At 60.8% G+C, this 26,471-nt stretch carries 15 protein-coding genes; 12 read left to right on the forward strand and 3 right to left on the reverse strand.

Features of this window, described 5'->3' with window-relative positions; genetic code table 11:
• Positions 1–30 precede the first annotated feature (30 nt).
• The 10 genes from ABEB25_RS04400 to ABEB25_RS04445 all read left to right on the forward strand — a co-directional run bounded on the left by ABEB25_RS04400 (position 31) and on the right by ABEB25_RS04445 (position 18,816).
• The gene (locus ABEB25_RS04400) at positions 31–564 is read left to right on the forward strand and encodes a sigma-70 family RNA polymerase sigma factor (protein ID WP_345735167.1); all 534 of its coding nucleotides are present in this window, start codon (positions 31–33) and stop codon (positions 562–564) included.
• Positions 561–2,015 (forward strand): LamG-like jellyroll fold domain-containing protein, encoded by a 1,455-nt coding sequence (locus tag ABEB25_RS04405; protein WP_345735168.1) that lies wholly within the window; start codon positions 561–563, stop codon positions 2,013–2,015. The genes ABEB25_RS04400 and ABEB25_RS04405 overlap by 4 nt, the downstream gene beginning before the upstream one ends.
• Before the next feature lie 200 nt (positions 2,016–2,215).
• Positions 2,216–4,897, forward strand: a complete 2,682-nt coding sequence (locus ABEB25_RS04410; RefSeq protein ID WP_345735169.1) for a PSD1 and planctomycete cytochrome C domain-containing protein — start codon at positions 2,216–2,218, stop codon at positions 4,895–4,897.
• Complete coding sequence (locus ABEB25_RS04415) at positions 4,894–6,360, forward strand: DUF1501 domain-containing protein (protein WP_345735170.1); 1,467 nt, start codon at positions 4,894–4,896, stop codon at positions 6,358–6,360. The genes ABEB25_RS04410 and ABEB25_RS04415 overlap by 4 nt, the downstream gene beginning before the upstream one ends.
• A 67-nt stretch (positions 6,361–6,427) precedes the next feature.
• Positions 6,428–7,414: a GDSL-type esterase/lipase family protein gene (locus tag ABEB25_RS04420; protein WP_345735171.1), complete on the forward strand. Its 987-nt coding sequence runs from the start codon at positions 6,428–6,430 to the stop codon at positions 7,412–7,414.
• 292 nt (positions 7,415–7,706) lie between these two features.
• Positions 7,707–9,380 carry a 30S ribosomal protein S1 gene (gene rpsA, locus ABEB25_RS04425; protein WP_345735172.1) on the forward strand — a complete coding sequence of 558 codons (1,674 nt, stop codon included), beginning with the start codon at positions 7,707–7,709 and terminating at the stop codon, positions 9,378–9,380.
• A 315-nt stretch (positions 9,381–9,695) separates the two neighbouring features.
• Complete coding sequence (locus ABEB25_RS04430; RefSeq protein ID WP_345735173.1) at positions 9,696–11,225, forward strand: SGNH/GDSL hydrolase family protein; 1,530 nt, start codon at positions 9,696–9,698, stop codon at positions 11,223–11,225.
• A 372-nt stretch (positions 11,226–11,597) separates the two neighbouring features.
• A complete protein-coding gene (locus ABEB25_RS04435) occupies positions 11,598–16,445 on the forward strand; it encodes a DUF1800 family protein (protein ID WP_345735174.1) in 4,848 nt (1,615 codons plus the stop codon).
• Between the two features lie 40 nt (positions 16,446–16,485).
• On the forward strand, positions 16,486–18,204 hold the full coding sequence (locus ABEB25_RS04440) for a DUF1501 domain-containing protein (protein ID WP_345735175.1): 1,719 nt from the start codon (positions 16,486–16,488) through the stop codon (positions 18,202–18,204).
• Positions 18,205–18,225: 21 nt separating this feature from the next.
• Positions 18,226–18,816, forward strand: coding sequence for a hypothetical protein (locus tag ABEB25_RS04445; RefSeq protein WP_345735176.1), 591 nt, complete (start codon positions 18,226–18,228; stop codon positions 18,814–18,816).
• Positions 18,817–19,059: 243 nt separating this feature from the next.
• On the opposite strand, the gene proS is transcribed toward ABEB25_RS04445, so the two are convergent.
• Complete coding sequence (gene proS, locus ABEB25_RS04450; protein ID WP_345735177.1) at positions 19,060–20,574, reverse strand: proline--tRNA ligase; 1,515 nt, start codon at positions 20,572–20,574, stop codon at positions 19,060–19,062.
• Positions 20,575–20,694: 120 nt separating this feature from the next.
• The gene (locus ABEB25_RS04455) at positions 20,695–21,765 is read right to left on the reverse strand and encodes a dipeptidase (RefSeq protein WP_345735178.1); all 1,071 of its coding nucleotides are present in this window, start codon (positions 21,763–21,765) and stop codon (positions 20,695–20,697) included.
• Positions 21,766–22,048: 283 nt separating this feature from the next.
• On the opposite strand from ABEB25_RS04455, the gene panB reads away from it, so the two are divergent.
• On the forward strand, positions 22,049–22,819 hold the full coding sequence (panB, locus tag ABEB25_RS04460; protein ID WP_345735179.1) for a 3-methyl-2-oxobutanoate hydroxymethyltransferase: 771 nt from the start codon (positions 22,049–22,051) through the stop codon (positions 22,817–22,819).
• Between the two features lie 393 nt (positions 22,820–23,212).
• Here panB and ABEB25_RS04465 read toward each other — a convergent pair whose 3' ends face one another.
• Entirely contained in the window at positions 23,213–24,250 is a 1,038-nt protein-coding gene (locus tag ABEB25_RS04465) for a DUF3500 domain-containing protein (RefSeq protein ID WP_345735180.1), read from the reverse strand.
• A 556-nt stretch (positions 24,251–24,806) separates the two neighbouring features.
• On the opposite strand from ABEB25_RS04465, the gene ABEB25_RS04470 reads away from it, so the two are divergent.
• Positions 24,807–26,450 (forward strand): GspE/PulE family protein, encoded by a 1,644-nt coding sequence (locus ABEB25_RS04470; protein ID WP_345735181.1) that lies wholly within the window; start codon positions 24,807–24,809, stop codon positions 26,448–26,450.
• Positions 26,451–26,471 lie beyond the last annotated feature (21 nt).

Below are 26,471 nucleotides of genomic sequence, written 5' to 3' on the forward strand. Positions count from 1 at the left end.
GCTTCAGGAAAAGACTCTTGAGAGCCCACCATGTCACCAGCCGAAATCGAACAGCACCAGCGTTTCCTGCGCAGCCTAACGGCGCATGAACCTGCCGTGCGTGCCTATGTGCGACGATTGGTGCCCTCCCGGGCCGATGCAGATGACGTCATGCAGGAAGTGGCCATCGTGTTGTGGGAAAAATTCAGCGAGTTCCGGCAAGGAGCCGAGTTTCGCCCCTGGGCCTTTGGCATCGCCCGCTTTAAAGTCCTGTCCTGGCTGCGTGACAAAGGCCGCGACCGCCTCGTCCTCAGTGAAGAAGTCGTGGACCTCATCGCCGAAGAAACGGCCCTGGATGAGACCCGGCTGGAGCGCCAGCGCCGCGCGCTGGAGACTTGCACCCAAAAGCTGGAGCCCGACCACAAGCATCTCCTCATGCAGGCGTATCAGCCGCAGGCGCAGATTCAGCAGGTGGCCGCCACCAGCGGACGTTCCGTCACCGGTTTTTATCAGTGGCTGCATCGGATCCGCCGCCTGCTGGCCGACTGTGTTCAGCGTGAATTGGCCAAGGAGGATGCGTCATGAACCTGGATGAACGGATCCACCGCTACATGGATGGGCTCGCCACTGCCGAGGAGGTGCAGCAGCTCCAAAACATCCTGCTCACCCAGCCTGAAGCACGACGCCTGTTTGCGGATCTGGCCAATCTGGATGCCGCCCTCGCCGAACAGGCCACTGGCTGGGAATCCCCTGTCCAAGGAAAGTCGGCCAAACCTCAGCGGACAGCCATTCCCCACTTTTGGTTAGCCGCAGCCGCAGCGCTGACCCTGCTCATCACCGGAACGTGGTGGTGGCAAAGCAACGGAGCCGCTCATGCCACCGTGGCCCGTGGCATTGGCAGCAGCACTTTTTCTCAAGGTATGCAGATTCACAATGCGGCCTATGAAATGGAAGCTGGCACCGTGGAGTTCATCACCGCACGTGGGGCAAAGGTGGTCATCGAAGCCCCCGCGAGTTTCCAGTTTGAAAATGGCCAGCGGCTGTGGCTGAAACGCGGCCGGGTGGCGGCGGATGTGCCGCCTTCGGCGAAAGGTTTTACCGTCATCACCCCGACAGGCCAGGCCGTGGACCTGGGCACCCAATTTGGTGTGGATGTGCCGCAGCAGGGCCAGGCAGAAATCCATGTCTTCAAGGGCGAAGTCATCGCCCAATCCTTCAAGGGAGGCAAACGCCAGAGCCTGAAGGATGGCCAGGCCTACTCCCTGCAATCCGGGGCAGGAGCCGCGCGAGAGATCCGCTCCGCAGCTTTTATCCAGCCCGATGAAATGCCTGCCCTGCAGGCGGCCCTCACCTCCGGTCAGCGCAGCCGTTCGGATGCCGCCATGGCCGCACTGCGACAAGACCCGACCCTGATCGCCCTGCTCGACTTTGAAAATTCCAAACTACCGCCCGGCACTTTTCGCATGACCCAGGGCCGCTGGCCTGGATCACGCGCCCCCGAGTTCGTCAATGTGGGCGATCACATGAAGCTCGATGCGGGCGGTGATCACACCTGGCCCCAACTCACACTCGCCGCTTGGGTGCGGCTAGACCGGCTGGAAGCCCTCTACCAGTCCCTTTATCACACCGATGGTTGGGATGATGACAAGCGAGGTCAAGTCCACTGGATCATTAAGAAGGACGCCACCATGCGCCTCGCGCTCAAACGCAATACCTTACTTCCCGGCTCCTCTGAGAAAGACGGCTTCCCAGATTCCGCCACCCCGGTCCTGCCTGAGAAAGGGCGCTGGGTGCACGTGGCCGTGACCTACGATGCCGAGGCCAAACTCATCCGCTTTTACCTCAATGGAAGGTTTGATAAAGAATGCCTTCAAGCCACCGCCCACCCGGCCCTGCTGGGGCCTGCGCAGATCGGCAACTGGGACTCTCAAGACCGCAAACTAAGCGGTCGCGTGGACGAACTCATTTTGTTAGGCCGAACCATGACCGACGATGAAATCCGCGCCCTGTTTGACGCCGGCAATCCATACTTATGAACTCTAGCCTAAAGCTCAAAGCATGGAGTACCCAAGCATGGAGCACAGGCGTCCCGCCTGTGTCTAAACACCAAGGATGCCTGTCCTCCATAATCAAACATGGAGCGCTCAAGCATGGAGCCCATGCGTCCCGCCTGTGTCTTAAACAGCCAGGATGGATATTCTCCATACTCTTCACCGCCAACCTTACCGCCGCACCCGTGGACTTTGTCCATGAGATACGCCCGGTTCTGGAAAAACACTGCTACTCCTGCCATGGGCCGGACAAGCAAAAATCCGGCCTGCGTTTGGACATCAAGGCCGATGCCCTGCGCGGCGGTGACTCCCATGCGCCTAACATTGTATCCGGCAAAGCCCCAGAGAGCCCGCTCATCCAGTTCATCACCACAGATGACGAGGACACCCGGATGCCTCCAAAAGGGGAAAGGCTGTCCACCGCCGAGGTGGGCCTGCTCACCCGCTGGATCAATGAAGGAGCCATGTGGCCTGAAGGTGTGGACACGGCCAAGACCGTGGACAAACGCGACCACTGGGCCTTCAAACCACTGCCGCCTCAGCAAGGCAGCCTGGATTCCTTCATCGCGGCCAAGCTTGCCGAAAAAGGTCTTCACCTGTCTCCAGAAGCCGATCGCCGGACCCTCATCCGCCGGCTTCACCTCATCTTGCACGGACTGCCACCAACTCCCGAAGAAATCGAAGCCTTCGCCGCAAACAACGATCCCAAGGCTTATGAAAAATTGGTGGATCGCCTGCTCGCTTCGCCTCGTTATGGCGAACGCTGGGCACGCCATTGGCTAGATGTCATCGCCTTTGGGGAAACCCATGGATTTGAGGTAAACACCCCACGCCCCAATGCCTGGCCCTATCGAGATTACGTGATCCAGGCTTTCAATGAAGATACCCCATATCCCCAATTCATCCTGGAACAGCTCGCCGGAGACACCGTGGGGAAAGATGCCGCTACGGGTTTCATCGTCGCCAGCGCCGCCCTGCTTCCCGGCCAGATCGGCAAAGATGAAGAGTCCAAAGCCAAGGCCCGTCAGGATGAACTCAATGACATGGTCAGCGTCACCGGTGGCGCTTTTCTGGGCCTCACCCTGCACTGCGCCCGCTGCCATGACCACAAGTTCGATCCCGTATCCCAAGCGGACTACTATGGCCTGCAGGCCATCTTTTCAGGCGTCCGTCATGGGGAGCGTCCGCTGAAGTCAGCCGAGACACGAAAGTATGAGGAAGAAAACGCCACCCTGCTGCCACGTCTAGCCAAAGCGACTCATCGGCTGATCCAGTTTGAACCACTGGCTAACGCAAGTTCACCGCGACCTCCAATTCACACCCACCGCAACATTGACCGCTTTACCACGGTCCAAACTCAAAAGTTGCGCTTCACCGTCCTGGCCACTTCAGAGAACAACCGCTACGAGCCCTGCCTTGACGAACTGGAAATCTACAATACCGCCGGGCAAAACATCGCCCTCACTGGACAAGGGGCCAAGGTCACTGCCTCGCCAAGTTGGGACAGTGGCAAACATCGCCTGATCCATCTCAACGACGGCCAATATGGCAATGACCGCAGTTGGATCAGCAAGACGAAAGGAGCAGGCTGGGTGCAGGTGGAATTCCCCAAAACGGAAAGCATCGAAGCCATCGTCTGGGGCCGGGACCGGCTGGATGACTTCAACGATCGCTTGCCTGTGGAGTATCGCGTCGAAATCGCTCGCGCCGATGGCACTTGGCAGCTCGTTGCAGCTTCACAAGATCGCCTGCCTTATCCAGGCCCCAAAGCCCGCCTCTCTCAGCCAGAGCCGCAAGATGCCAGCAAGGTATCTGCCTGGCATGAGGCCAGAGGAGAAGTCAATGCCTTGGAAAGCAAACTCAGCACGGCCAAGACAGGCCCAATGGTCTATGCAGGCCGGTTTGAACCTGCTGCCCCCTCGTTCCGGTTGAACCGAGGAGATGTCACCCAGCCGAAGGAAGAAGTCTCGCCCGGAGCGGTCTCCGCGCTGGGAGCCCCTCTGACCCTAGACAAAAACCTGCCCGAACAAAAACGCCGCATCGCCCTGGCCCAATGGCTCGCTGATCCTGCCAATCCTCTGCCTGCCCGTGTGCTAGTGAACCGCCTGTGGCAGCACCATTTTGGCGAAGGCATCGTCAACACGCCGAACGACTTTGGCCGCAATGGAGCTCTACCCACACACCCGGAACTGCTCTCCTGGCTCGCCACCGAATTCATCCGCAGCGGCTGGAGCATCAAGCACATGCAAAAACTCATCGTCATGAGCAAGACCTGGAGACAGAGCAGTGCCCCACGCCAGGATGGCCTAACGGCAGATGCGCAAACCCAGCTCCTCTGGCGTTTCCCGCCCCGCCGCCTGGAGGCAGAGGCCCTCCGGGATGCCATGCTCACCGTCTCAGGCACACTGGATCTCAAAATGGGCGGCCCCGGTTACAGCGCCTTCGCACCTAACAACAACTACGTTCGTGTGTACGACCCCAAGGCCGACTTCGGCCCCGCCGACTGGCGACGTATGATCTACATGACCAAGGTCCGCGTGGCGCAGGACTCCACCTTTGGCAGCTTCGACTGTCCCGATGCCGGCCAGTCCCAGCCAAAGCGCCCCCGTTCCACCACGGCCATCCAGGCCCTCAGCCTGTTCAACAGCGGCTTTGTCAATCAGCAGGCCGAAATCCTCGCCACCCGCCTGGAACGAGACGCAGGCAAGACACCAGCCCAGCAGATCCAGCGGGCCTTTGCCCTCACCACCCAGCGTCCGCCCTCCTCCGATGAAGTACGCGTGTGTGAATCCCTCATCCAAGAGCACGGCCTGCCCGCCCTCTGCCGCGTGCTGCTGAATGCCAACGAATTCATTTTTGTGCCATGACTGCGCCTCTCTCCACCCACGGCCTGGGTCTGCTGAACCGCCGCAACTTTCTCTCCAGTGCAGCGGGCCTAGGCCTAGCCACCCTGCTAGGCGAAAACACCTCCTTGGCCAGTACGAGGCCCATCCGCCCGGCCATTGATCCCTCCAACCCACTCGGCGCACGCAGCACTCACTTTGCGCCCAAGGCGAAGCGCGTACTCGTTCTTTTCTGCTCCGGGGCCGTCAGCCACCTGGATTCCTGGGATTGGAAACCCGAGTTGCTACGCATGGATAGCAAACCTATGCCAGGGGCCAAAGAAAACTTCCTCACTTTCCAGGGCGAAAACGGAAACTTGGTTAGACCGCTCTACGACTTCAAGCCTCGCGGCCAGACCGGCAAGATGGTATCCGATCTCTTCCCCCACCTCGCCTCCATGGCGGATGACCTCACCTTCATCCACTCCATGACGGCCAAGTCCAACACCCATGGCCCGGCGGAAAACCAGATGAGCACCGGCTTCATCTTCGATGGCTTCCCCAGCCTCGGCTCATGGGTCAGCTACGCCCTCGGTTCCGAAGCAGAAAACCTGCCCGCCTATGTCGCCATCCCGGATCCGCGCGGCGTCCCCCAGGCAGGCGTAAACAACTGGGGCAATGGTTTCCTTCCTGCCGTCTTTCAGGGCACTGCCTTCAATTCCAGCCGCCCTATTTACAACCTCGCTCGGCCTGAGAAAGTCTCCGCCGCCAGCGACCTCGCCTCTCGCGATGTCCTGAAGTTCCTCAATGAAAAGCACCTGGAAAAATTCCCCGGTGACACGGAACTCGCCGCCCGCATCGCCAGTTACGAACTCGCCGCCAAGATGCAGCTCTCCGTGCCGGAGGTGAGCGACCTTTCCAAAGAATCCGCCACCACTTTAAAAGCTTACGGCGTGGATGATCCCAATCCCGTCAAAAGCGGCTTTGCGAAAAACTGCCTCCTCGCACGCCGCCTGCTGGAGCGCGGCGTCCGCTGCGTGAAGCTTTACAATGGAGCCTATGCCATGGGCGAAGGCATCGGCAACTGGGACGGTCACCGAAAGCTGAAGGAGCAGTATGACAAACACGCGCCCATCTTTGACCAACCTGCTGCTGCACTGATCCACGATCTCCGCCAGCGCGGCCTTTTGGAAGACACCCTCGTCGTCTGGTGTACGGAATTTGGCCGCATGCCCACCTTTCAAAAAGGCGCGAGCGGCCGCGACCACAATCCCCAGGGATTCACCGTCTGGATGACAGGAGCTGGTGTGAAGCCCGGCGTCAGCTACGGAGCCACCGACGAGCTGGGTCACAAAGCCGTCGAAAAGGTCACCACCATCTACGATTTCCACGCCACCATCCTGCACCTACTGGGCCTGGATCACGAACGCCTCAGCTACTACCACAACGGCATTGACCGCCGCCTCACCGACGTCCACGGCCATGTGATCAAAGGCATCCTCGCTTAAACAAGCGCATGCCCTTCATCATTCCCCTCTGGACATCCCGCGCCGCATCATCTCCAATACGGGCCGCATGATTCGGACCGCCACCCTCACCGCCGCCCTGGCCTGCCTTTGCAGCGGGACGCACCTCCTCGCCCAGGACACGACTCCACCTCCGGCTGCCCCTGCCGCCGCTACCGCTGAGAAAGCAGCCTTTGCGTTTAAGGATGGCGACCGCCTCGTCCTCATCGGCAACACCGTCATCGAGCGCGAGCAACGCTACGCCACCCTTGAGCCCCGACTGGCCCTCGCCCTTGGCGAAACCAAAGTGACGATCCGCAATCTCGCCTGGAGTGGCGATACCGTTTACGGCCACGCCCGCTCTTACTTCGGCCCCCCAGAAGAGGGCCTCGAGCGCATGGCCAAGCACCTGGAACTGCTGAAACCCACCGTCGTGCTACTCTGCTACGGTTCTGAAATGGCCTTCGAAGGCCTCAGCGATCTCCCTCGTTTCCTCACGGGTTACCGCAATCTCCTCGCCCTTATCCGCAAGCAGGCCCCCGGCGTCCGCGTCATCATCGCCACACCGCCACCTCTGGAAAATCTGCCACCGCCGATGCCCGACCTAACGGATGCCAACAAAAATCTTTCCAGCTTCCGCGATGCCCTGCGCAAATTCGCCGGCTCCCAGAACACCTACTTCGTGGACTGGTTCGAGCTCATGGGCGGCATGCCCAAACCCGGCCAGACCGCCAAGCCCCTCACCGAAAACGGCGTCCACTACACCCGCGAAGGCTATCAAAAGCTCAGCACCAAGCTCGTCCAGGGCCTGGGCCTCACCCCGCCCCAGATCTCCGAGGCGGAACTCGGCGGCCTCCAGAAAGAAGTCCTGAAAAAAGACGAACTCTTTTTCAACCGCTGGCGCCCCCAGAACGAGACCTACCTCTTCGGCTTCCGAAAGCACGAACAGGGGCAAAACGCCAAGGAGATCCCCATGTTTGATCCCCTGATCGACCAGGCCGACGCCAAGATTCAGGAACTCAAAGCCGAGCTGCTCTCTAACAAAAAGACACTGTAATCAGTTCCCTCCCGGGGTTGCAGCCGAGATGAGGTGACCAAACGCTAGCGAGATTGCCCCCTGCCGGAGGCAGACGAACCTCCCTGCAAGGCGAGCCCCGGAGGGCGGGAATTCCGCTCATGCGGCGTTTTAGGCCCGTCTTTCCCCTTGCGATTCCGCGATCTCCCCCGAATATGGCGGCCCTTTTGTCCGGTGGCCCTCTGGCCGCGCGGGACATCAGCCCGACGCAGCCCTCAGGAGTGGGAGGCCGTGTTCGGTTATCAACAGAACACTCCTAACCCGAAAAACATACATGAGCGCAGCTACTCTCGCGGAGATGATCGCAGGATCCTTCCGTGAACTCTCCGAAGGATCCATCGTTAAAGGCCGGATCCTCGAAATCAAACCGCAGATCGTCCTCGTGGACATCGGTTACAAATCCGAAGGCGCCATCCCCGCCAACGAGTTTGAAGATGACGACATCCAGGTCGGCGACGAAGTCGAAGTCCTCCTCGAACGTCTCGAAAACGATGAAGGCATGGTCGTCCTCTCCAAGGAAAAGGCCGCCTACAAACAGAACTGGGAAAAAATCGCCTCCGTGTTCCGCGATGGCGGGCTCGTCAAAGGCAAGGTCAAATCCGTCGTCAAAGGTGGCCTCATGGTCAACGTCGGCGTCGAAGCCTTCCTCCCAGGCAGCCAGATCGACATCATCCCGCCGAAGGATCTCAACGAGTACGTCGGCAAGGTGTTCGAATTCAAGATCGTCAAGATCAACGACGACCGCAAAAACATCGTCCTTTCCCGCCGCGAAGTCATCGAGGCCGAGCGCGCCGAACAGCGCCAGAAGTTCCTCGATTCCGTCAACCCTGGCGACAAAGTCGTCGGCGTGGTCAAGAACATCACCGACTTCGGTGTGTTTGTGGACCTCAATGGCATGGACGGTCTCCTCCACATCACGGATATGTCGTGGGGCCGCCTGAACCATCCTACCGAAATGGTGGGCATCGGTCAGCGCCTGGACGTCGTCATCCTGGAAGTGAACCGCGAGAAAGAGCGCGTCTCCCTGGGCCTCAAGCAGCTCCAGAACAATCCTTGGGAAAACATCGAAGCCCGTTACCCTGTTGGCCAGACCGTTCGTGGCAAGGTCACCAAGCTCGTCGCTTACGGTGCATTCTGCGAAGTGGAAGAAGGCGTCGAAGGCCTCGTTCACGTCTCCGAACTCTCCTGGACCAAGCGCATCGCCCGTCCTTCCGACGTCCTTCAGGTCGGTCAGGAAATCGAAGCTCGCGTCCTTGGCATCAACAAGGAAGAGCGCAAGATCAGCCTCGGCGTCCGCCAGCTCGAAACCAATCCTTGGGACGATATCGACGTTCGTTACCCGATCGGTACCACGATGACCCGTCCGGTCCGCAACCTCACCGCTTACGGTGCGTTTGTGGAACTGGAAGAAGGCATCGACGGCATGATCCACGTGTCCGACCTCTCCTGGACACGCAAGGTCAACCATCCTTCCGAAATGCTCAAGAAGGGCCAGGAAGTGGAAGCCACCGTGCTCGGTATCGACAAGGCCAACCAGCGCATCAGCCTCGGCATGAAGCAGCTTGAGACCGACCCATGGTCCGAAATCGACGGCCGCTTCAAAGTCGGCGACGTCGTCAAGGGCAAGGTCGCCAAGATCGCCTCCTTTGGCGCTTTCGTGGAACTCGAAGGCGACATCGACGGTCTGGTTCACATCTCCCAGCTCAGCGAAGATCATGTGGCCAAGGTCAAGGACGTCATCAACGTCGGCGACGAAGTCGAAGCCCGCGTCATCAAGGTGGACAAAGTGGAGCGCCGCGTCGGTCTCTCCATCAAGGCCATGAACTACAGCGAAGCCGAAATCCAGAAGGAAAGCCAAGCTTTCGAAGCCCTCCGCCCAAGCACCGACCTCGTCGGTCTCGAGCAGGCCTTCAAGTTCGCCACCGAAGACTGGCGCCCAGGGCAGTAATCGCCCCCGGCAACAGCCTCGAAAAAATCACGGAGGGACGTCGCAAGACGTCCCTCTTTTTTGTGCCTGCAAACTAACCTCGCTGCTCGCAAAGTGTCCCGCCCATTCCTTCCAGCCGCTCCCAGCCCCAAAGGGGTGGCACAACAAAGCCCAGGGCAACGCCCTGGGTAAATCCCGACAATACTCCCCTTGCATCAAAAGCCCTGAAAGGGCGAGGCACCTATTCCCTCCATATACTAGCAATGCTCCATACCACCCCTTGTAAAAACACACGGGCAAGACCCATTGCCAATCTTCCGTAAACTCCGCCTTCCAATGCGCCCTCTTTTCCGTCTCCTCCCCGCCCTCCTTCTGCTCGCCTTCAGCGCCCCTGCCGCTGAGCCCACCAACGCCACGGAGGCAGCCGCGCAAAAAGCCGCCGCTGAGAAAAAGGCCGCCGACCAGAAGATCAACGCCGAAAAATTCGCCGCGTGGAAAGCCACCCTTACTCCCGAACAGCAGGCCTGGGAAACCGTGCTGGAGCAGAACCTCGGCATGGGTTTTTACTTGCCCATTTACCAGGCTGAAAAGCTGGCCGGCAAAGTCACCGCCTGGGACTACGTGAAGGACGACCCCAAGCTGCCGCGCGTGCTGCTCATCGGCGATTCCATCTCCCGGGGCTACACCCTCGCCACCCGCAAGGCCCTGGCTGGCGTGGCCAATTTGCACCGCGCCCCGGAAAACTGTGGCCCCACCGCCAACGGCCTGAAAAAGCTCCCCGTCTGGCTGGGCACAGGCAAGTGGGACATCATCCATTTCAATTTCGGCATCCATGACCGCAAGACTCCCCTGGCCGATTACGAACAGCGTTTGGACAGCCTCGCCACCCAACTCAAGGCCACCGGAGCCAAAGTCGTCTGGGCCAACACCACCCCCGTCGCCGAAGGCGGCATGAACGACGCCACCAATGCCGACCTCGTCGCCCGCAACGAAGTCGCTGCTCGTGTGATGCAAAAGCACGGCATCACCATCAACGATCTCTACGCCTGGATCGAGCCCGACCTCGCCAAATTCCAGAACCCCAAGGACGTCCATTTCAGCAGCCCCGGTTACGACCGTCTGGCCGAGCAAGTGGCCGCAGCCATCACCAAAATCATTCCCACCCTCACCTCCGTCAACACGGCCATCCTGCCCATGAGCAAGCTGGAAAAGGACGGCTACGGCTGGGAAGAACGCCACGCAGAAATCCTCAAGATCAAAGACACCCTCAATCCTGAAATCGTCCTCATCGGCGACTCCATCACCCACTTCTGGGGCGGCCTGCCAGATGGGGCCAAAATGGGCAACCGGGGCAGCGAAACCTGGCAGTCCCTCTTCGGCAGCCGTCCTGTGCTGAATCTCGGCTTCGGCTGGGACCGCACCCAGAACGTGCTGAAACGCATCCAGTTAGGCGAGCTCGACGGCCTCAAACCCAAGGCCATCGTCCTCCACATCGGCACCAATAATTTGGCCAAGACCGTCAACGCCCGCGACAACACCCCCGCCGAGATCGCCGAAGCCATCGGCCTCATCATCGAAAAGGCCCAGGCCAAATGCCCCGGAGCCCAGGTCATCCTCATGGCCATCTTCCCTCGGGGGAAAACCGCCGCCGACCCGAAACGCGCCATTCTGGCAGACATCAATCAGCGCCTCGCTCCCCTGGGCCAAAAGCCCGGCATTACCTTCCTCGACATCACCTCCAAGTGGCTTGAGGCCGATGGCTCCATCTCCAAAGACATCATGCCAGACGCCCTGCATCCTAACCAAAAAGGCTACGCCGTCTGGGCCGAAGCGCTCAAACCCGTCCTCGATCAAACCACGAAATAGACCCAAGGTTCAAATTCCCCACCCACGACTCACCGCCAAGAATCTTAGGTCGAGAACCCTCGCAGGCCAACCGGTTCAAGGCGTGATGGCGTCCCGCCATCAACCAGGCACCCCCATTTCTCGCCCGCCCGTTCGCCCTCATGCCCACGTGTCGCACCCGCCTGGCCGCAAGTGCACGGCGGGACGCCGTCACTCCTTGAACCCTCAAGCCTTCGATCTGAAAGATCCCAAGGACCTGTTTTCACCCTCACAGACGGGAAGCACCGCCTAACAAAAATGGAGATTGACGGCATTCCTCACTTTTTGTTAAAACAACTCGTTCCAGGTGAGTCTTTCCGGGCTTCACTCCACTTTAACCTCTCTCCCTCAATCATGCGCCGTGCTCCCCTTTGGATGACAGTGAAAGCCCTGGTGCTCTCCCAGTTGCTCCCCCTGTCCTCGCCGCTTTCAGCCGCTTCGGACTACAATGGAGACGGCGTTTGCGATGTCTGGCAGCAGCTTCACAATGCCTGGAGCCTCCTGCCTGGTGACGATGAAGATGGCGACGGCAGCAGCAACATCCTGGAAAGCATCGCCGGCACCGATCCCCGAAACCCGGCTGACGTCCTCCGCATTTCCGAATCCGCCCTGGTGGAAAATGACGTGCGGTTCACGCTCCCCTCCTCCACGGGCAAACGCTACCAGCTCCTCAGCAGTGACTCCCCGAACGGGCCTGTCTGGACCCCTCAGGGCTCGGCCCTCACCGGCACCGGGGCGGCCATTCAGTTCACCACACCTAAAGGCGACGGGACCAACCGCAAGTTTTACAAGGTGGAAACGTCCGATCAGGATACCGATGAGGACGGCATCAACGACTGGGCCGAAGGAATCACCGGCACCAATCCTGCCCTCGCCACCAGCCCGGGCAATGCCTCCGGTGGCACCGCCTCCGATGCCGATGTGCTTGCCAGCCTCTTCGCACTCACCACCACCACCCTCCCCAGCACCACCGGAGCCCAGGAAAAGGAAGGCCTCACCTCCCGCATCCGCCTCAGCCGCCCGGCGGACAAAAGCGCGATGCCCCTCACCCTGGCCTATGCCAGCAGTGGCAATCCCGTCCCCAGCCGTGGCAGCGCCAGCTCTGGGGATTTCACCCTCACCGTGGATCAGCCCTCCGGCCAGATCACCGGTGCCGCCACCGGCACTCTCACCTTGCCCGCTGGGGCCAGCCAGATGGATGTGATCGTCCATCCCGTCCTGGACAGCACCCCAGAAGTTCCAGAACTGCTCACCCTGAACATCCTTCGGCCCGGCAGCGGCCCCGCCACCCCGCCCCTCACCGGCACCGCCCTCATCCGCGATGCAGATCCCACCAATGAGGACAATCGCACCCTCTTCGTCGCCTACCTGGGCAAGGAGGCAGGCGTCAGCACCACCGCCACCGGCATCGCCACCGCCCTCGTTCAGGGGGACAATGACGAGGCCCTCATCAGCCTCACCTTCAGCAACCTCACCTCCCCCCAAAACACCGCTTACCTGCGGGTGGACAGTGATCTGGAGATCATCAATGTCGGCCTCGGTCAGGTCACCGGCAAGCAGTGGCAGATCCGCGCCGCCCAGACCAAGTTTACCGATCAGGCCATGCTCACCGCCCTGCACGCCGGTCAGCTCTACATCAGCATCACCACCGCTGAAAATCCCACCGGCGAAATCCGCGGCTACTTCAACAAAGCCACCGGCTCCACCTCCTTCGCCTATAACCCTGCCCTGCATGATGGTCCTGCCTACGGCTCGCCCGAATGGCAGTCCGTCGCCGGGGCAGCCATTGAGCGCGATATCTACCGCTTCCTGGAGCAGTGCACCTTTGGCCCCACCGCCGAGCTTTATACCGAAGTCCGCGCCGAAGTGGATGCCGCCATGACCGGGGGCCAGACCTATCTCAAGGGCCTGGAAAACTGGTTGGATAAGCAGATGGACCCCGCCATCACCCCGAATCCCAGCCTCACCACCCTCACGATGGCGGCGGACAATGAAGAGTTCGTCCTGCGCGGGAACAAACCCCTCTGGAGCGGCAACGACCCTCAATACGGCGAAGTGTCCTATGGAGTCAGCTACGATGCCTTTGGCAATCCCACCGTCTCCACCACCAGCAACGGCACCTACAACAACAACCACCCCTTTCACAACAACCGCCGACGCGAACAGTGGACTCTTGCCCTCCAATCCAAGGCCCAGGTGCGCCAGCGCATGACCCAGGCCCTCAGCGAGATCCTCGTCATCTCCGAAATCGATGCCACCGTCCAGGGCAAGCACTACGGCGCTGCCGCCTACTGGGACATGCTGGCCGACAATGCCTTCGGCAAGTACCGCGACCTCCTCCAAAAGGTCACCTACCACCCCATGATGGGCATCTACCTCAGCCATCTGCGCAACCGCGCCACCTACATCAGCGGCGGCGTCACCATCAGCCCGGATGAAAACTACGCCCGTGAGATCATGCAGCTCTTCTCCATCGGCCTGGTGCTGCGCCATCCCGATGGCAGCCTCGTCCTCGGTCAGGATGGACTCCCCGTACCCACCTATGACAATGGCGACATCACCGAACTCGCCCGCGTCCTCACCGGCTTCTGCCACGGTGCCCGCCATCTCAATGCTTCAGTTCAACGATTCAACGGAATGTATATGGCCGCCTCCAACATCCGCGTCAGCCCCACAATCGAGATTCAGGGCGGAGCTGGGGGAATTAACGGCAACGGAACCACCTTCACGAATTTCAGCGAAGGCGGTGGCGACTCCTGGTGGCAGGCCCCCTGGATCTATCCGATGAAGGTGCTTGGCAAGGTCGGCACCGTCAGTGCAGCGGCACCCACCCTCCACGACTTCGGGGCCAAGACCCTCCTCGCCGGCAAACACGGCCAGACCCTCGTCCCTGCCCAGACAGTCGTCACAGCCACGGCCGACGGCACCAGCCACACCATGGCGGAGGCCGACATCACGCTGGCCCACAACTGCCTCGCCGGCAATCCCTCCTCCGGCAGCTACAACGGCCACCAAAACACCCCCATCAACATTTCACGCTGGCTCATTCAGCGCCTCACTTCCTCCAATCCCAGCTCCGGCTACCTCTACCGCGTCAGCGAACGCTACCGCCAAACCAATGGCAACCTGGGCAGCGTGCTCAAGGCCATCATGCTGGATCACGAAGCCCGCAGCATCGAGCTGGCCGACACCACCGTGGGCAATGGCCGCATGAAAGAGCCCATGGTCCACTTCATGGCCGTCATCCGTGCATTGAAAGGCTACACCGGCATCCCCCTCACCACCCTTCGCGATGTCCCCATCCCCTTCAGCAGCACGGACAGCCCCATGAGCACCCCTTATCCACAGGCGGAAGTGGACAAGTTTGTGCCCAATGCCTCCCGCTTCCGTTTTGCCGACACCTCCTCCCAGCTCGGCCAGTCTCCCCTCCGCGCGCCCAGCGTCTTCAACTGGTTCCTGCCAGATTACAGCGTGCCCGGTGCCATGTCAGAGGCTGGCCTCGTCGCCCCTGAAATGCAGATCGCCACTGAGACCAGCATCGTCGCCCGCGTGAACCGCCTGTGGACCTTCACCTGGATGTCCCTCACCGGCATGACCACCTTCCCCGGCGTGGATCTGGAGGATCCCGTGCAGCTCACCGGCAATGCAGGCCCCCAGGTCAAGGTCTCCAAGTCCCTGGTTCCCACCGCCACGGAAAACTCCTTCCTCGCCCTGCAAAGCTACACCTTCACGCCTGCCAACTGGAACACCGCCCAGACCGTCACCGTCGCAGCCGTGGATGACAACATCGCGGAAGGCAGCCACACCACCCGTATCCATCACGCCGTTAGCAGCACCGATGCCGACTACAGCAATCTCGCCATCCCCAGCCTCAACGTCACTATCAATGACAATGAAACCGCTGGCACCGCCCGCGTGATTATTGCCGAGACCGGCAGCGAAACTCTCGTCGCCGAAGGTGGCACCACTGACACTTACACCCTCGCTCTCAGTCAGGCCCCTGTCTCGCCAGTCACGGTCAATCTTCAGACTACGGTCAACAACATCGGTACCTACACCACCGAGGTCACCGTTTCCCCCGCCAGCGTCACCTTCACCTCCGCCAACTGGAGCGCTCCGCAAACGGTCACCGTCACCGCCGTCAACGACACCACCAGCGAAGTCCTAGAAATCGCCCAGATCGGCCACAGCCTCACCACCGCAGATACCGTTTATCGCCAAGTCGGTGTCGCCTCCATCAACGTCCTTGTGGCAGACAACGATCCCACCGGCAGCAATGACGTGAATCTGTTGCAGACTCAAAATGGCACGCTCGCCCTCGAAGGCGGCGCTTCGGACAGTTACTACCTCAATCTGCGCCGTGCGCCAACCGCCACGGTCGCCATGGCCATCAACACCAACGCTGACCTGACGGCCACACCGCCCTCCCTCAGCTTCACCACCACCAACTGGAACATCCCTCAAAAGGTCCAGATCACCGCCGTGGATGATGCCCTCATCGAAGGCACCGAAGCCTTCACCATCACCAATGTCCCCTCTGGCGGTGGTTACACAGCCACCAACACCAAGAACGTTGCCGTCACCATCCAGGACAATGACGGCGGCTCAGTCATCATCTCCGAAACCAGCGGCGGCACCTCCGTCGTCGAAAGTTCAGCCACCACTTCAGGCAATCCGCAGGCCGCCAACACGGACAGTTACACCCTCCGGCTAGGCTCCCAGCCCGATGCCAATGTCACCATCACAGTCACCCCCGAACGGCATCCCACCCCGATGTCAAACTGGGCCAAAGCCTCGGGCTACTTTGGCAACGACACCTCCGGCTCCGCCCTCCAGAAAGACCGCCTCATCTTCGATTACAGCGAGATCATCAGCATCTACAATGCCGCCTATGTGGCCGCAGGCGGCAATGCCAATGCCTCCACCGCCCACTTCGCCGGCACCCTGGCCGTGGTGGACAAACTGGATCTCTACCTCTGCGGCGGCAGGCTCAAGGCACAGACTCCAGATCTCTCCCTGGCCGACCTTTCCAACATGGGCATCACCAACCCTCGCAAGTCGGTCGTCAATGGCGTTTACCGTGGTTACAGCACCACCCGTCTCACCACCGACACGACCAACTACAACAACGAGGTGCGGGACCGCTGCCGCATCGCTGCCTATCTGGTCAGCATCTCCCCGCAGTCCTTCAGCGCACGCTGATCCGCCGCCCGCCTCCTTTCCGCCACCCCTACTCCGAGTCATGAATCCCTTTCTTCGCAAGACCCCGGACCGCAGCCAGCCCAACCGCCGCGACTTCATGCTCCAATCTGGAGCCGCCTCCTTGGGAGTCACCAGCGTCGTCAACAGCATCGCACAGCTCAAGCTCGTCGGCGCAGCCGCCGCCCAGGGAGCCGGCAGCGACTACAAGGCCCTCATCTGCATCTTCCTCAATGGAGGCACGGATACGAACAACATCCTCATCCCCGTCTCTGGCGGCGCAGGCACCGCCCGTGGTCATTATGAAAGCGGTCGTGGCATCCCCACCTATGCAGGCGGCACCGGTGGCATCGCCATCCCCTTGGCCGACATCACCGCCGCAGGCACCCAGCTTAACCCCGACAACCCTCCCTCTGAATACGAGCACGCCTCCGGCTACATCCCGGCCGATGGCAATGGCAACCGCTTTGCCGTGCATCCTGGTGCCACCCACCTGAAATCCATTTTCGATGCCGGGCACCTCGCCTTTATCTGCAATGTCGGCACCCTCACCCAGCCGAATGTGACGCGTGCCAATTTCAACAGCCTGCCCGCCTCCCAAAAGCCACCCCAGCTTTTCTCCCATTCCGACCAACAGGTCCAGTGGCAGTCCTCCGTGCCCGACCGCCCCTTCACCAGCGGCTGGGGTGGCCGCATCGCCGACATCCTCGATGGCGTCCATAACATCGATCCCGAGAGCCTCTCGATGAGCGTCTCCGTCAACGGCATCAACAGCTTCCAAAAAGGCATTCAGCAGCAGCCCTACGTCATGGGCAGCACCGGTGTCTCCTCCTACAGCGGCTTTGGCTCACCTTATAACAGCGGCCTCACCAACCCCGCTCTGCAGCCCTTCTCAGGCTACAATCCAGCCCTCACCCCGGGCAGCACCAATTCCAACTATCAGAACAACAACACTGGCTGGCGTCTCGCCGCCTTCGAGCAGATGATGGCCATGAGCCACGGCAACCTCTTCGATCAGGGGTATGTCAACGTCGCCAAAAACGCCCGCGTCACCGAAGGCCTCGTCGGCAGCGCCCTCGCCGTCACAGATACCGGCGGAGGCAACACCGCACTCGACACCTTTTTCACCAATGCCTTCAACGGCACCGGCATCAACGGCCTCACCGAAGACTTCGCCCGCCAGATGAAAATGGTCGCTCGCCTCATCATCGGCAACAGTGTGCTAAAAAACAAACGCCAGGTCTTCTTCGTCCAGCTCGGCGGTTGGGACACCCACACCTCCCAGATTCCCACCCTCAACGATGTGGCCCGCACCGATCAAAGCTACTACCGCCTCGTCCGCCTCCTCTCCTGCTCCATCAAAGGCTTCTACGACAGCGTCAACAGCGTGCCCGGCCTCTGGAATGACGTCATGGCCTTCACCGCCTCCGACTTCACCCGCACCTTCACGCCTAACAAAACAGATGCCACAGGCGGTTCCGATCACGGCTGGGGCGGCCACATGATGGTCATGGGCGGTGCCGTGAAGGGCAAACGCATCTTCGGCACCTTCCCGAATCTTACCGTCAATGGCGGCATCGACGTCCAGGGCAACCGCGGCCGCTGGATCCCCTCCACCTCCGTGGACCAGTACGCCGCCGTCATCGCCAAATGGTTCGGCGTCAGCCCCGGCCAGATGAGCGCCGTCTTCCCCAACCTCGCCCGCTTCACCGATCCCTTCAGCCCCGCCGCCAAGCTCGACTTTGTGGACTACACGGCCTGATTCGTCCGTATATACTGGTCCATGTCCGCCTTCCCCAAGCGTCCAGGCCCCTACATCCTTGTCCTGCTTCTCGCCGTCCTGGTCATCCTCACCTACTGGATGACCAAGGCCCTGACGGACCCCGCCATCCTCCGCGCCGCTGTGCAAAGCAAGGCTGCCCGCGAACGCCAGCCCGAGCCTGTCGCCCCGCTGCCACCGGCCGCCCCCACACCTCCGCCGAACGAAGAGCTGGACCCCGTCATCGCCTCCATGCACCAGGAGATGACTCAGCCCGAAACACCTCCGGAACGCGAACTCGAAATCATCCAAGAGCTCATCTCCCTCCACCAGCGTGGCGTGGGCAATGGCACCTTCGGGGACAATGGCGACGTCACCCGTTCCCTCATCGGCGAATCCGGCAAAGGCGCCTGGCTCCCCCGCCAGTCTCCCCGCATCCGCGACGGCCTCCTGCTCGACCGCTGGGGCTCCCCCTATTGGTTCCACCCAAACTCCGGTAACCAGATCGAGATCCGCTCCGCCGGCCCCGACAAAGACCTCTTTTCGCCCGACGACATCATCCTCAACGGCAGCCCCGCCGGCTTCGGCGCCACACCCACGCAGCCCGAGCCATAGCCGGCAGAACTGCCCTGGGATCAAAGATCCCAAGCCAGCCAAAGCACCTTCGATTCATACCTTCCCCCGATAAGCTTCGGTGGAAAATCTGCCCAGGCCAAACGGTTCAAGGCGCGATGACGTCTCGCCATCTTCATGGCCCCACGCTCTCGCGGCCTCCATTGAGATAGAGATCCCCCTACCCCAAACTCAAATGCCCCGCTCCCATTTAACAAGGAAACGGGGCACTCAAAAAACTTCGGATCAGTAGCTCTTCGCAAAGACCACGCGCTTCTGGCTCGGCTTGCCCGTCAGGAAGCACTTCCCTTCTTCGGCAAACTCGTCGCTCAGCGGCACGCAGCGGATCGTGACTTTCATCTCCTTCGCGATCTTGTCCTCCTCCTCATTGCTGCCTGCCCAGTGCATCAGCGCAAAGCCGCCCGGACCGCTGTCGGCAAAGAAAGCCTGGAATTCTTCAAGCGTGTCCATCTTCTTCATGTTCGCATCGCGCATCTCCGTAGCACGAGCCAGTAACGCGTCCTGGATCTCCTGCAGCTTCTCGGTCACATCGCGGAGGAAGTCTTCCTTGCCCACGATCTCCTTCGCCTTCGGCCCCTGGTCGCGGCGGCACACCGCCACGCTGCGGCTGGTGATGTCCCGCGGCCCCATTTCGACACGCAGAGGCACGCCTTTTTTGATCCATTCCCAGTTCTTCGCCCCGCCCTGCAGATCGCGTTTGTCCACATGCACGCGCAGCGACTCGCCGTGGAAGGTCTGCGTGCGCAGCGTCTTCGCCAGCGCCTCGCAGGCATCGATGACTTCCTGGCGCGTGTCCGGCTTCGGCGTAACCGGAAGGATGACAATCTGGTAAGGCGACATCCGCGGCGGCATGATCACCCCGTCATCATCGCCATGCGCCATGATCAGCGTGCCGATCAGGCGCGTGCTCATACCCCAGCTCGTCGTGTGGGCAAACTGGCGCGTGTTGTCACGGCCCAGGAACTGAATGTTCGCCGCCTTGGCAAAGTTCTGCCCCAGGTAATGCGAAGTGCCAGCCTGAATGGCCTTCTTGTCCTGCACCATCGCTTCCACCGTGAAGGTGTTCACCGCGCCAGGGAAACGCTCGTTCTCCGTCTTCTCCCCAGGGATCACCGGGATGGCCAGATGGTTGCGCAGGAAGTCGGCATACACCTTGTGCATCAGCTTCGTCTCTTCCATGGCTTCTTCATGGGTCTCATGCGCCGTGTGGCCTTCTTGCCACAGGAATTCCGCCGTGCGCAGGAACAGACGCGGGCGCATCTCCCAGCGCATCACGTTGGCCCACTGGTTGATCAGCAAAGGCAGGTCACGGTAGCTCTGCACCCAGCGGGCAAAGGCCGCGCCGATGATGGTCTCAGAAGTCGGGCGGATCACAAAAGGCTCTTCCAGCTTGCCCGTCGGAATCATCTTCGTCGTCCCGTCCGGCTGCTTCTGCGCTTCCAGACGATGATGCGTCACCACCGCACACTCCGTAGCAAAACCTTCCGCATGCTGCGCTTCCTTCTCCAGATAGCTCAGCGGGATCAGCAAAGGAAAGTAGGCATTCACATGCCCGGTTTCCTTGAACTTCACATCCAGTTGTTTCTGAATGTTTTCCCACAGGCCATAGCCCCACGGCTTGATCACCATGCACCCGCGCACCTCCGAATTTTCGGCCATGTCGGCGGCACGGACAACTTGCTGATACCACTCAGGAAAATCTTTCTCTCGGGTTGGGGAAATAGCGGGGGCTTGGCTCATGATCGGACGCGCACAGTAAGACCATTCGGCCCACGGTCAATCAGGGCGTGCAAGCAAGCCCCCAAACCCACCACCTTACCCCTGCCCCGAAAACTGAGCACTGAGCACTGTCCCGCCCCTTCACGCCCACGCCTTCTTCAGCAGCCTCAAAAAGTTCCCGTGCATCACATTCTCGATGTCCGTCTGCGTGTACCCCCGCTTCGCCAGCATGTCCGGAATGCGCGTGAGATCCGCGATCGTATCCAGGTCCTCCGGCGTCTGCTCGATCCCGTAGCCCCCGTCCAGATCTGTACCGATGCCTGAATGCAGCGTATTCCCCGCGAGCTGGCACACGTGGTCGATGTGATCGCAGATCACCTCCAGCTTCAGCCCGGCGCTCTGCGGCGTCGTCTTCCCGCGGATCCAGCCCGGCACCATCATCCACGCATCCAGTGCCGCGCCCAGCACCGCCCCTCGCTCGATCAGCGCCTTGATCTGCTCATCGCTAAACTGGCGCACATCCGGCACCAGCGCCCGGCAGTTGCTGTGGCTCGCCCAGATCGTCCCCTGGAAAAGATCCAGTGCCTCCCAAAAACACCCATCAGACAGATGCGTCACATCCAGGATCATGCCCAGCCGGTCCATTTCCTGGATCAGCTCCTTGCCGACCGCAGGCAGCCCGCCCACCTGGTCATGCCCCAGTGCATATCGGCACACCCCATAGTGCGCCGGCCCCATCGCCCTCAGCCCCTGCTCCCAGTGCCGCTCCAGGTGCCCCACACTGCGGATGCTGTCCGCCCCTTCCAGGCTCAGGATGTAGCCGATGGGCTTGCCCTCATTCGGCTTCCCGTCTGTCCACAGATCAATCATCGCCTCCAGCCCACGCAGATCCTTGATCTGCCGCATCTGGCCATCCTCCTCCATCGCACGATACCAGGTCAGTTGCCCCTGCGTCTGCGCATAGGCCTGTTCCGGGGACATCCAGTTCGCCATGGGCCGCGCACCCACCATGCACCCGGCCAGTTGCGTCGCCACGCACAGCCCCATCTCCGCCTGGCGCATCTCCGGAAACGCCGTCGTCCCCGCCGCACGCCCCTTGATGTCCGTCATCCCCGCTTCCCGGCGGCGGATCTCATGCACAGGCAGGCGCAGGTCGCGGTTGTATTCCAGGGCATTGAGACTCAGATCAAGGTGGGCGTCAAAAGTAAGCATGGGTAGGACAGGAACGTGCGCAGCTCCGTCATTTATGCGCACGGAAAGCACCGTCTTCCATATTGAAATACCCGCTGGATAAATAGCTCCCCAGGTAGCCCGCTCAGTCCCTGAGCGGAAAGCAATCTCGAAGCCCAGCCCTACCCCGCGCTTCCAAGCACCCACCCGAATCCCACATAACATCATCTCCCCGCTGCAACCTCATCGCTCATCCACTCCGCAGAAGAACCCCGCTCCCGCATTGACCGCTGCCTTCTCCTGCGAATGGTTCCCCTCCCCCGCCATGCTGACTTCCCTCACCGATCTCCCCCTGAAAAAACAAGCCGGCGAACGCGTCACCGTCCTCACCGCTTACGACTACCCCACCGCCCGCCTTCTCGATGAAGCCGGCGTCGATCTCCTCCTCGTCGGCGATTCCCTCGGCATGGTCGTCCTCGGCCTGCCAGACACCACCGGCGTCACCCTCGACATGATGCGCCACCACACCGCCGCCGTCCGCCGGGGCGTCAAGCGCGTGCCCGTCATCTCCGACCTGCCCTTTCACACCTACGACACGCCCGAGCAAGCCCTGGCCAGCGCCCGCCTGCTCATGGAGGCTGGGGCCGATGCCGTGAAACTAGAAGGCGGCGTTGCCTTCATCCCCCAGGTGCGCGCCATCGTCCAGGCAGGCATCCCCTTCGTCGGCCACATCGGCATGCTCCCCCAGAGCGTCGTCCTCGAAGGCGGTTATAAGAAAAAAGGTAAAACCCCCGCCCAGGCCGAACAGCTCATCGCCGATGCCCTCGCCCTCGATGCCGCCGGAGCCTGCGCCATGGTCCTGGAAAGCGTCGTCGCCGAGGTCGCCACAGAAATCACCCGTCAGGTCAAAGCCACCACCATCGGCATCGGCGCTGGCCCAGGCACCGATGCCCAGGTCCTCGTCACCCCCGACCTCATCGGCAGCTTCCCCTGGTTCCGCCCCCCCTTCGCCAAAGCCCGCGCCGATGTCGCCAGCGAAATCCAGCGCGCCGTGAAGGAATGGATGACCGACGTAACAGCGAAACCAGCCCCTTAATTGAGGCTCATTAACTCCGCTCGATTCATCCGCTGATAAAGGCACCCGTGTCTTAGCCTGGCCTTTCAAGCCGGGTCTCATCCCCCAACGCACACCTCACCGCCAAACGTCACAGCGCGACTCACACCCCTCGACCGCAGCAACGGATTGCTCCCTCTCGTCCAAACCCACCATCGGGTTGATCCCCTACCTCTGCCGCAGAGCGGCAACCGTGTCCTAGCCCGGCCTTTCAAGGCCGGGTCTCATCCACTCACCGCACGCCTCACCGCCTGGCGTCGCAGCGCGACGCACGAACCCCTCGACCTCATCGGCAGCTCCCCCCTTCGCCAGAGCCCACTATCCCGTGCTCAGTTCACAGAAAACTGAACACCGGATACTGAGCACTGCCACACCTCACTTCCCGTGAGCTTCCTTGTAGTGCTCCGCCAGCAGGTCGCGGCCAAAGTCACCATCAAAGCTGCGCAGCACGCTGTGCGGGTGGTTGGCATTGCCCTGCACATTGTCATACTCGATCAGGAAGGTCTTACCCTGCACCCGGTAGTAATGCGGCTCACCGCGCTCCTTGCCTCCTGCCCAGGCGAAATAAACCGGGCCATTCTTTTCAATCTCAGCCCAGGTTTCCGCCGCGATCTCCGGGCGCAGGCGGGTCAGGTATTCGTCGATGATCTCGCGCAGCTTCGCCTTCTGCGTCGCATTCAGGGCCGTGTCGGCCAGGCCTTCAGGCTTCAGCGGGTCCACCTTCTTGGCCGCTTCCGTCAGCATCTCCTTCGGAGCCACAGCATCAAAAAGCGCGGTTTTGAACTGGGCCTCATCCAGCGACTTCACCAGCTCGCGTCCCAGGTCTTCTTCCTTGCCCAGCACCCGCAGGCCCGTCAGCGGCCCCTGGCGCAGTTCGCCCGGATTCGTCCCCATGAAGGAAGGCGTCGCACGCAGCAACTGGCCGTCCTTGATCGTGAAATTCAGGGACATGTGATGCCCCTCGATGCGCCAGCCCCAGGTCCCCTTCGGGTCCGGCGTGCCGAAGATGCTCACGAAATACTTCTCAGGATCGCGCTTCTCACGGGCTGCGGCCCGCTTGGATTCCTCCGCCCCCTCCATCTGGAAGAGCACTTCCTCCAGGGACATGATCGTCACCGCCTTGGCCGCCCCACGGAATCCCAAGCCCGTATTCATCAAAGCATGGGCCAGCAGGCGCTGCTGCGGGGTCATCTCCTTCATCGGCAGCCCCTTGCGCTCACGCGGGATGAAGTGCCAGTTGACCCGCTCCTCATCGTCAAACTTGAAGGTGGCTTTGGCTTTCTGCTCCTCATTCAGAGACAGCAGAAACACATCCGCCACCTCCGCCATCTGGATACCCGCCTCATGGGCCTGCCCCGTGGAAAGAGAAAAGAGAACGGCGCAGGCGAGCGAGGCAAGGGATGGGCGAAACATAAGAAGGTGAGGAATGGCAGTAACGAACGCACCAGACAAGGCAAGTTTGTCATTCATCCTGCCCAACCCCTCATTTTAAGGACCCGCCAGCCCCGCCATGGCAGCCCCGAAAACCATCAGACGGCTTGATATCCCCCATTTTCAGGATATCATTAAATAATGTCTAGCGCAGCCCGAGTCGCCTTCTCCTTCCACCTTCACAGGCACCCGCGTGACAGCCCCCAGCCCGCATCCCGCCCTTTCCAACGGCCACTCCCCCCTCCCCAAACATCCCCACATGGGGATTTTCTCCCCAGATGGGGATGGCATGGGGAAATCATCCCCATCCGCAAACCCTTGTCGCTCAATGCGTTGCGACTCAAAATCCCCACATGGGGAAAATCGCATTTTTTCTCCCCATCCCCCACCGGTGACAACCTCGGTCACTCATCCCCGCCCCGCCTTCCCCCACCCTTTCAAAAGAAATCAGGGGCAATCTCCCACGATGATTGACACTCGGCTCCAAAATCCTCTACTTTGATTATTCTCAAAAAAATTCCGCGAATCCCCCCGCTGCATGTATTCAAACGAAGAGTATCTCCTGGAACTGCTCACCGAGTCAGGGCTGATTTCCAATCCTGACATCCAAAAGGCCAAGACGACCAAGAAGCCCAACGAAAGCTTGTTGGACTGCTTGATCAAAACGGGGGTGGTGAGCGATGAACAAGTGGCCCAAACCGTGGCCGTCAACTCCGGCATGGAGTACATGGACCTTCACGGTTTCCCTGGCAATCCGGCCCTCAAAGGCCTCATCCCCATGGAAGTCGCCAAGCGCTACAAGGTGGCCCCCATCGGCATGAACGGCAGTTCCATGCAGGTCGTCGTCGCCGATCCCTACGACTTCGAGACGCTCGACGCCCTTCCCCACGTCTTGCAGCCAGACATCGAATTTTACTGCTCCACCCCGGCGCTCATCCAGCTCCTGCAGACCAACATCTACGGCAATGAGTTTGTCACCCCGGCCCCAGGCTCGGGTGGTTCCGACGGCGATGCCCCGATCATCAAGCTGGTGACCAACATCCTGCTGGAAGCCTTCAAAAACCGCGCTTCCGACATTCACATTGAACCGCTGGAAAAAGACGTCCGCGTTCGCCTCCGCATCGACGGCGTGCTCCACGATGTGGAGCACCACCCAAAACGTCTCCACTCCTCCATCATTGCCCGCATCAAGATCATGTGCGGATCCATGAGCATCGATGAAAAGCGCGTCCCCCAGGACGGCCGTATCACGATGGCCTTCAATGACAAGGAGCTGGACATGCGTGTCTCCATCATCCCTACCAACAACGGAGAGAGCGTGGTCATGCGTGTGCTCGACAAGAGCAGCCTCCGCCTCGGTCTCGCAGACCTGGGCTTCCTTTCGGATGACCAAGACACCTTTGAAAAGCTGATCACTCTCCCGGACGGCATCGTCTTGGTGACGGGGCCTACCGGCTCCGGTAAAACAACGACGCTTTACGCCTGCCTTAACTTCATCAACCGCCCTGATCGCAAGATCATCACCGTGGAAGACCCGGTGGAATACGAGCTCGCCGGGATCAACCAAGTCATGGTTCGCGAAGATGTCGGCATGAGCTTCGGCGCAGCCTTGAAGGCCATCCTCCGTCAGGCGCCCAACATCATCATGATCGGGGAAATTCGAGATCTCGAGACCGCCTCCATCGCCATCAACGCCTCCCTCACAGGTCACTTGGTCTTCAGCACCCTGCATACCAATGACGCACCCAGCTCCGTGGCCCGTCTCGCAGACATCGGCGTCAAACCCTTCCTCATCGCCTCCGCCGTCCGCGGCATTCTCGCCCAGCGTCTCGTCCGCAAACTCTGCGGCGAGTGCAAGCAGCCTTCCGGCCTCAGCGAGCGCGAACTCCGCAGCCTCGGCCTCGAAGCCAGCCAGCTTTTCAACGCCAACATCATGGGGCCCAAAGGCTGTAACAAGTGCCGCCAGTCCGGCTTCAAAGGCCGAATGGTCATCGCCGAAATCTTCAAGATTGACGACGAAGTTCGCAACATGGTCAACCAGCAGCTCACCACCCCGCAGATCCGCAAGCGCGCCCGTGAACTGGGCATGCGCACCCTGCGCGAAGACGGCGTGCGCAAGGTCCTCGCCGGCCTGACCACCGCCGAAGAAGTGATCGAGGCCACCATGGCAGATGCTGACTGATGCGCCTGCGCCCCTGCGAAT

The sequence above is a fragment of the Prosthecobacter algae genome (genome assembly GCF_039542385.1).
Lineage (GTDB): Bacteria > Verrucomicrobiota > Verrucomicrobiia > Verrucomicrobiales > Verrucomicrobiaceae > Prosthecobacter > Prosthecobacter algae.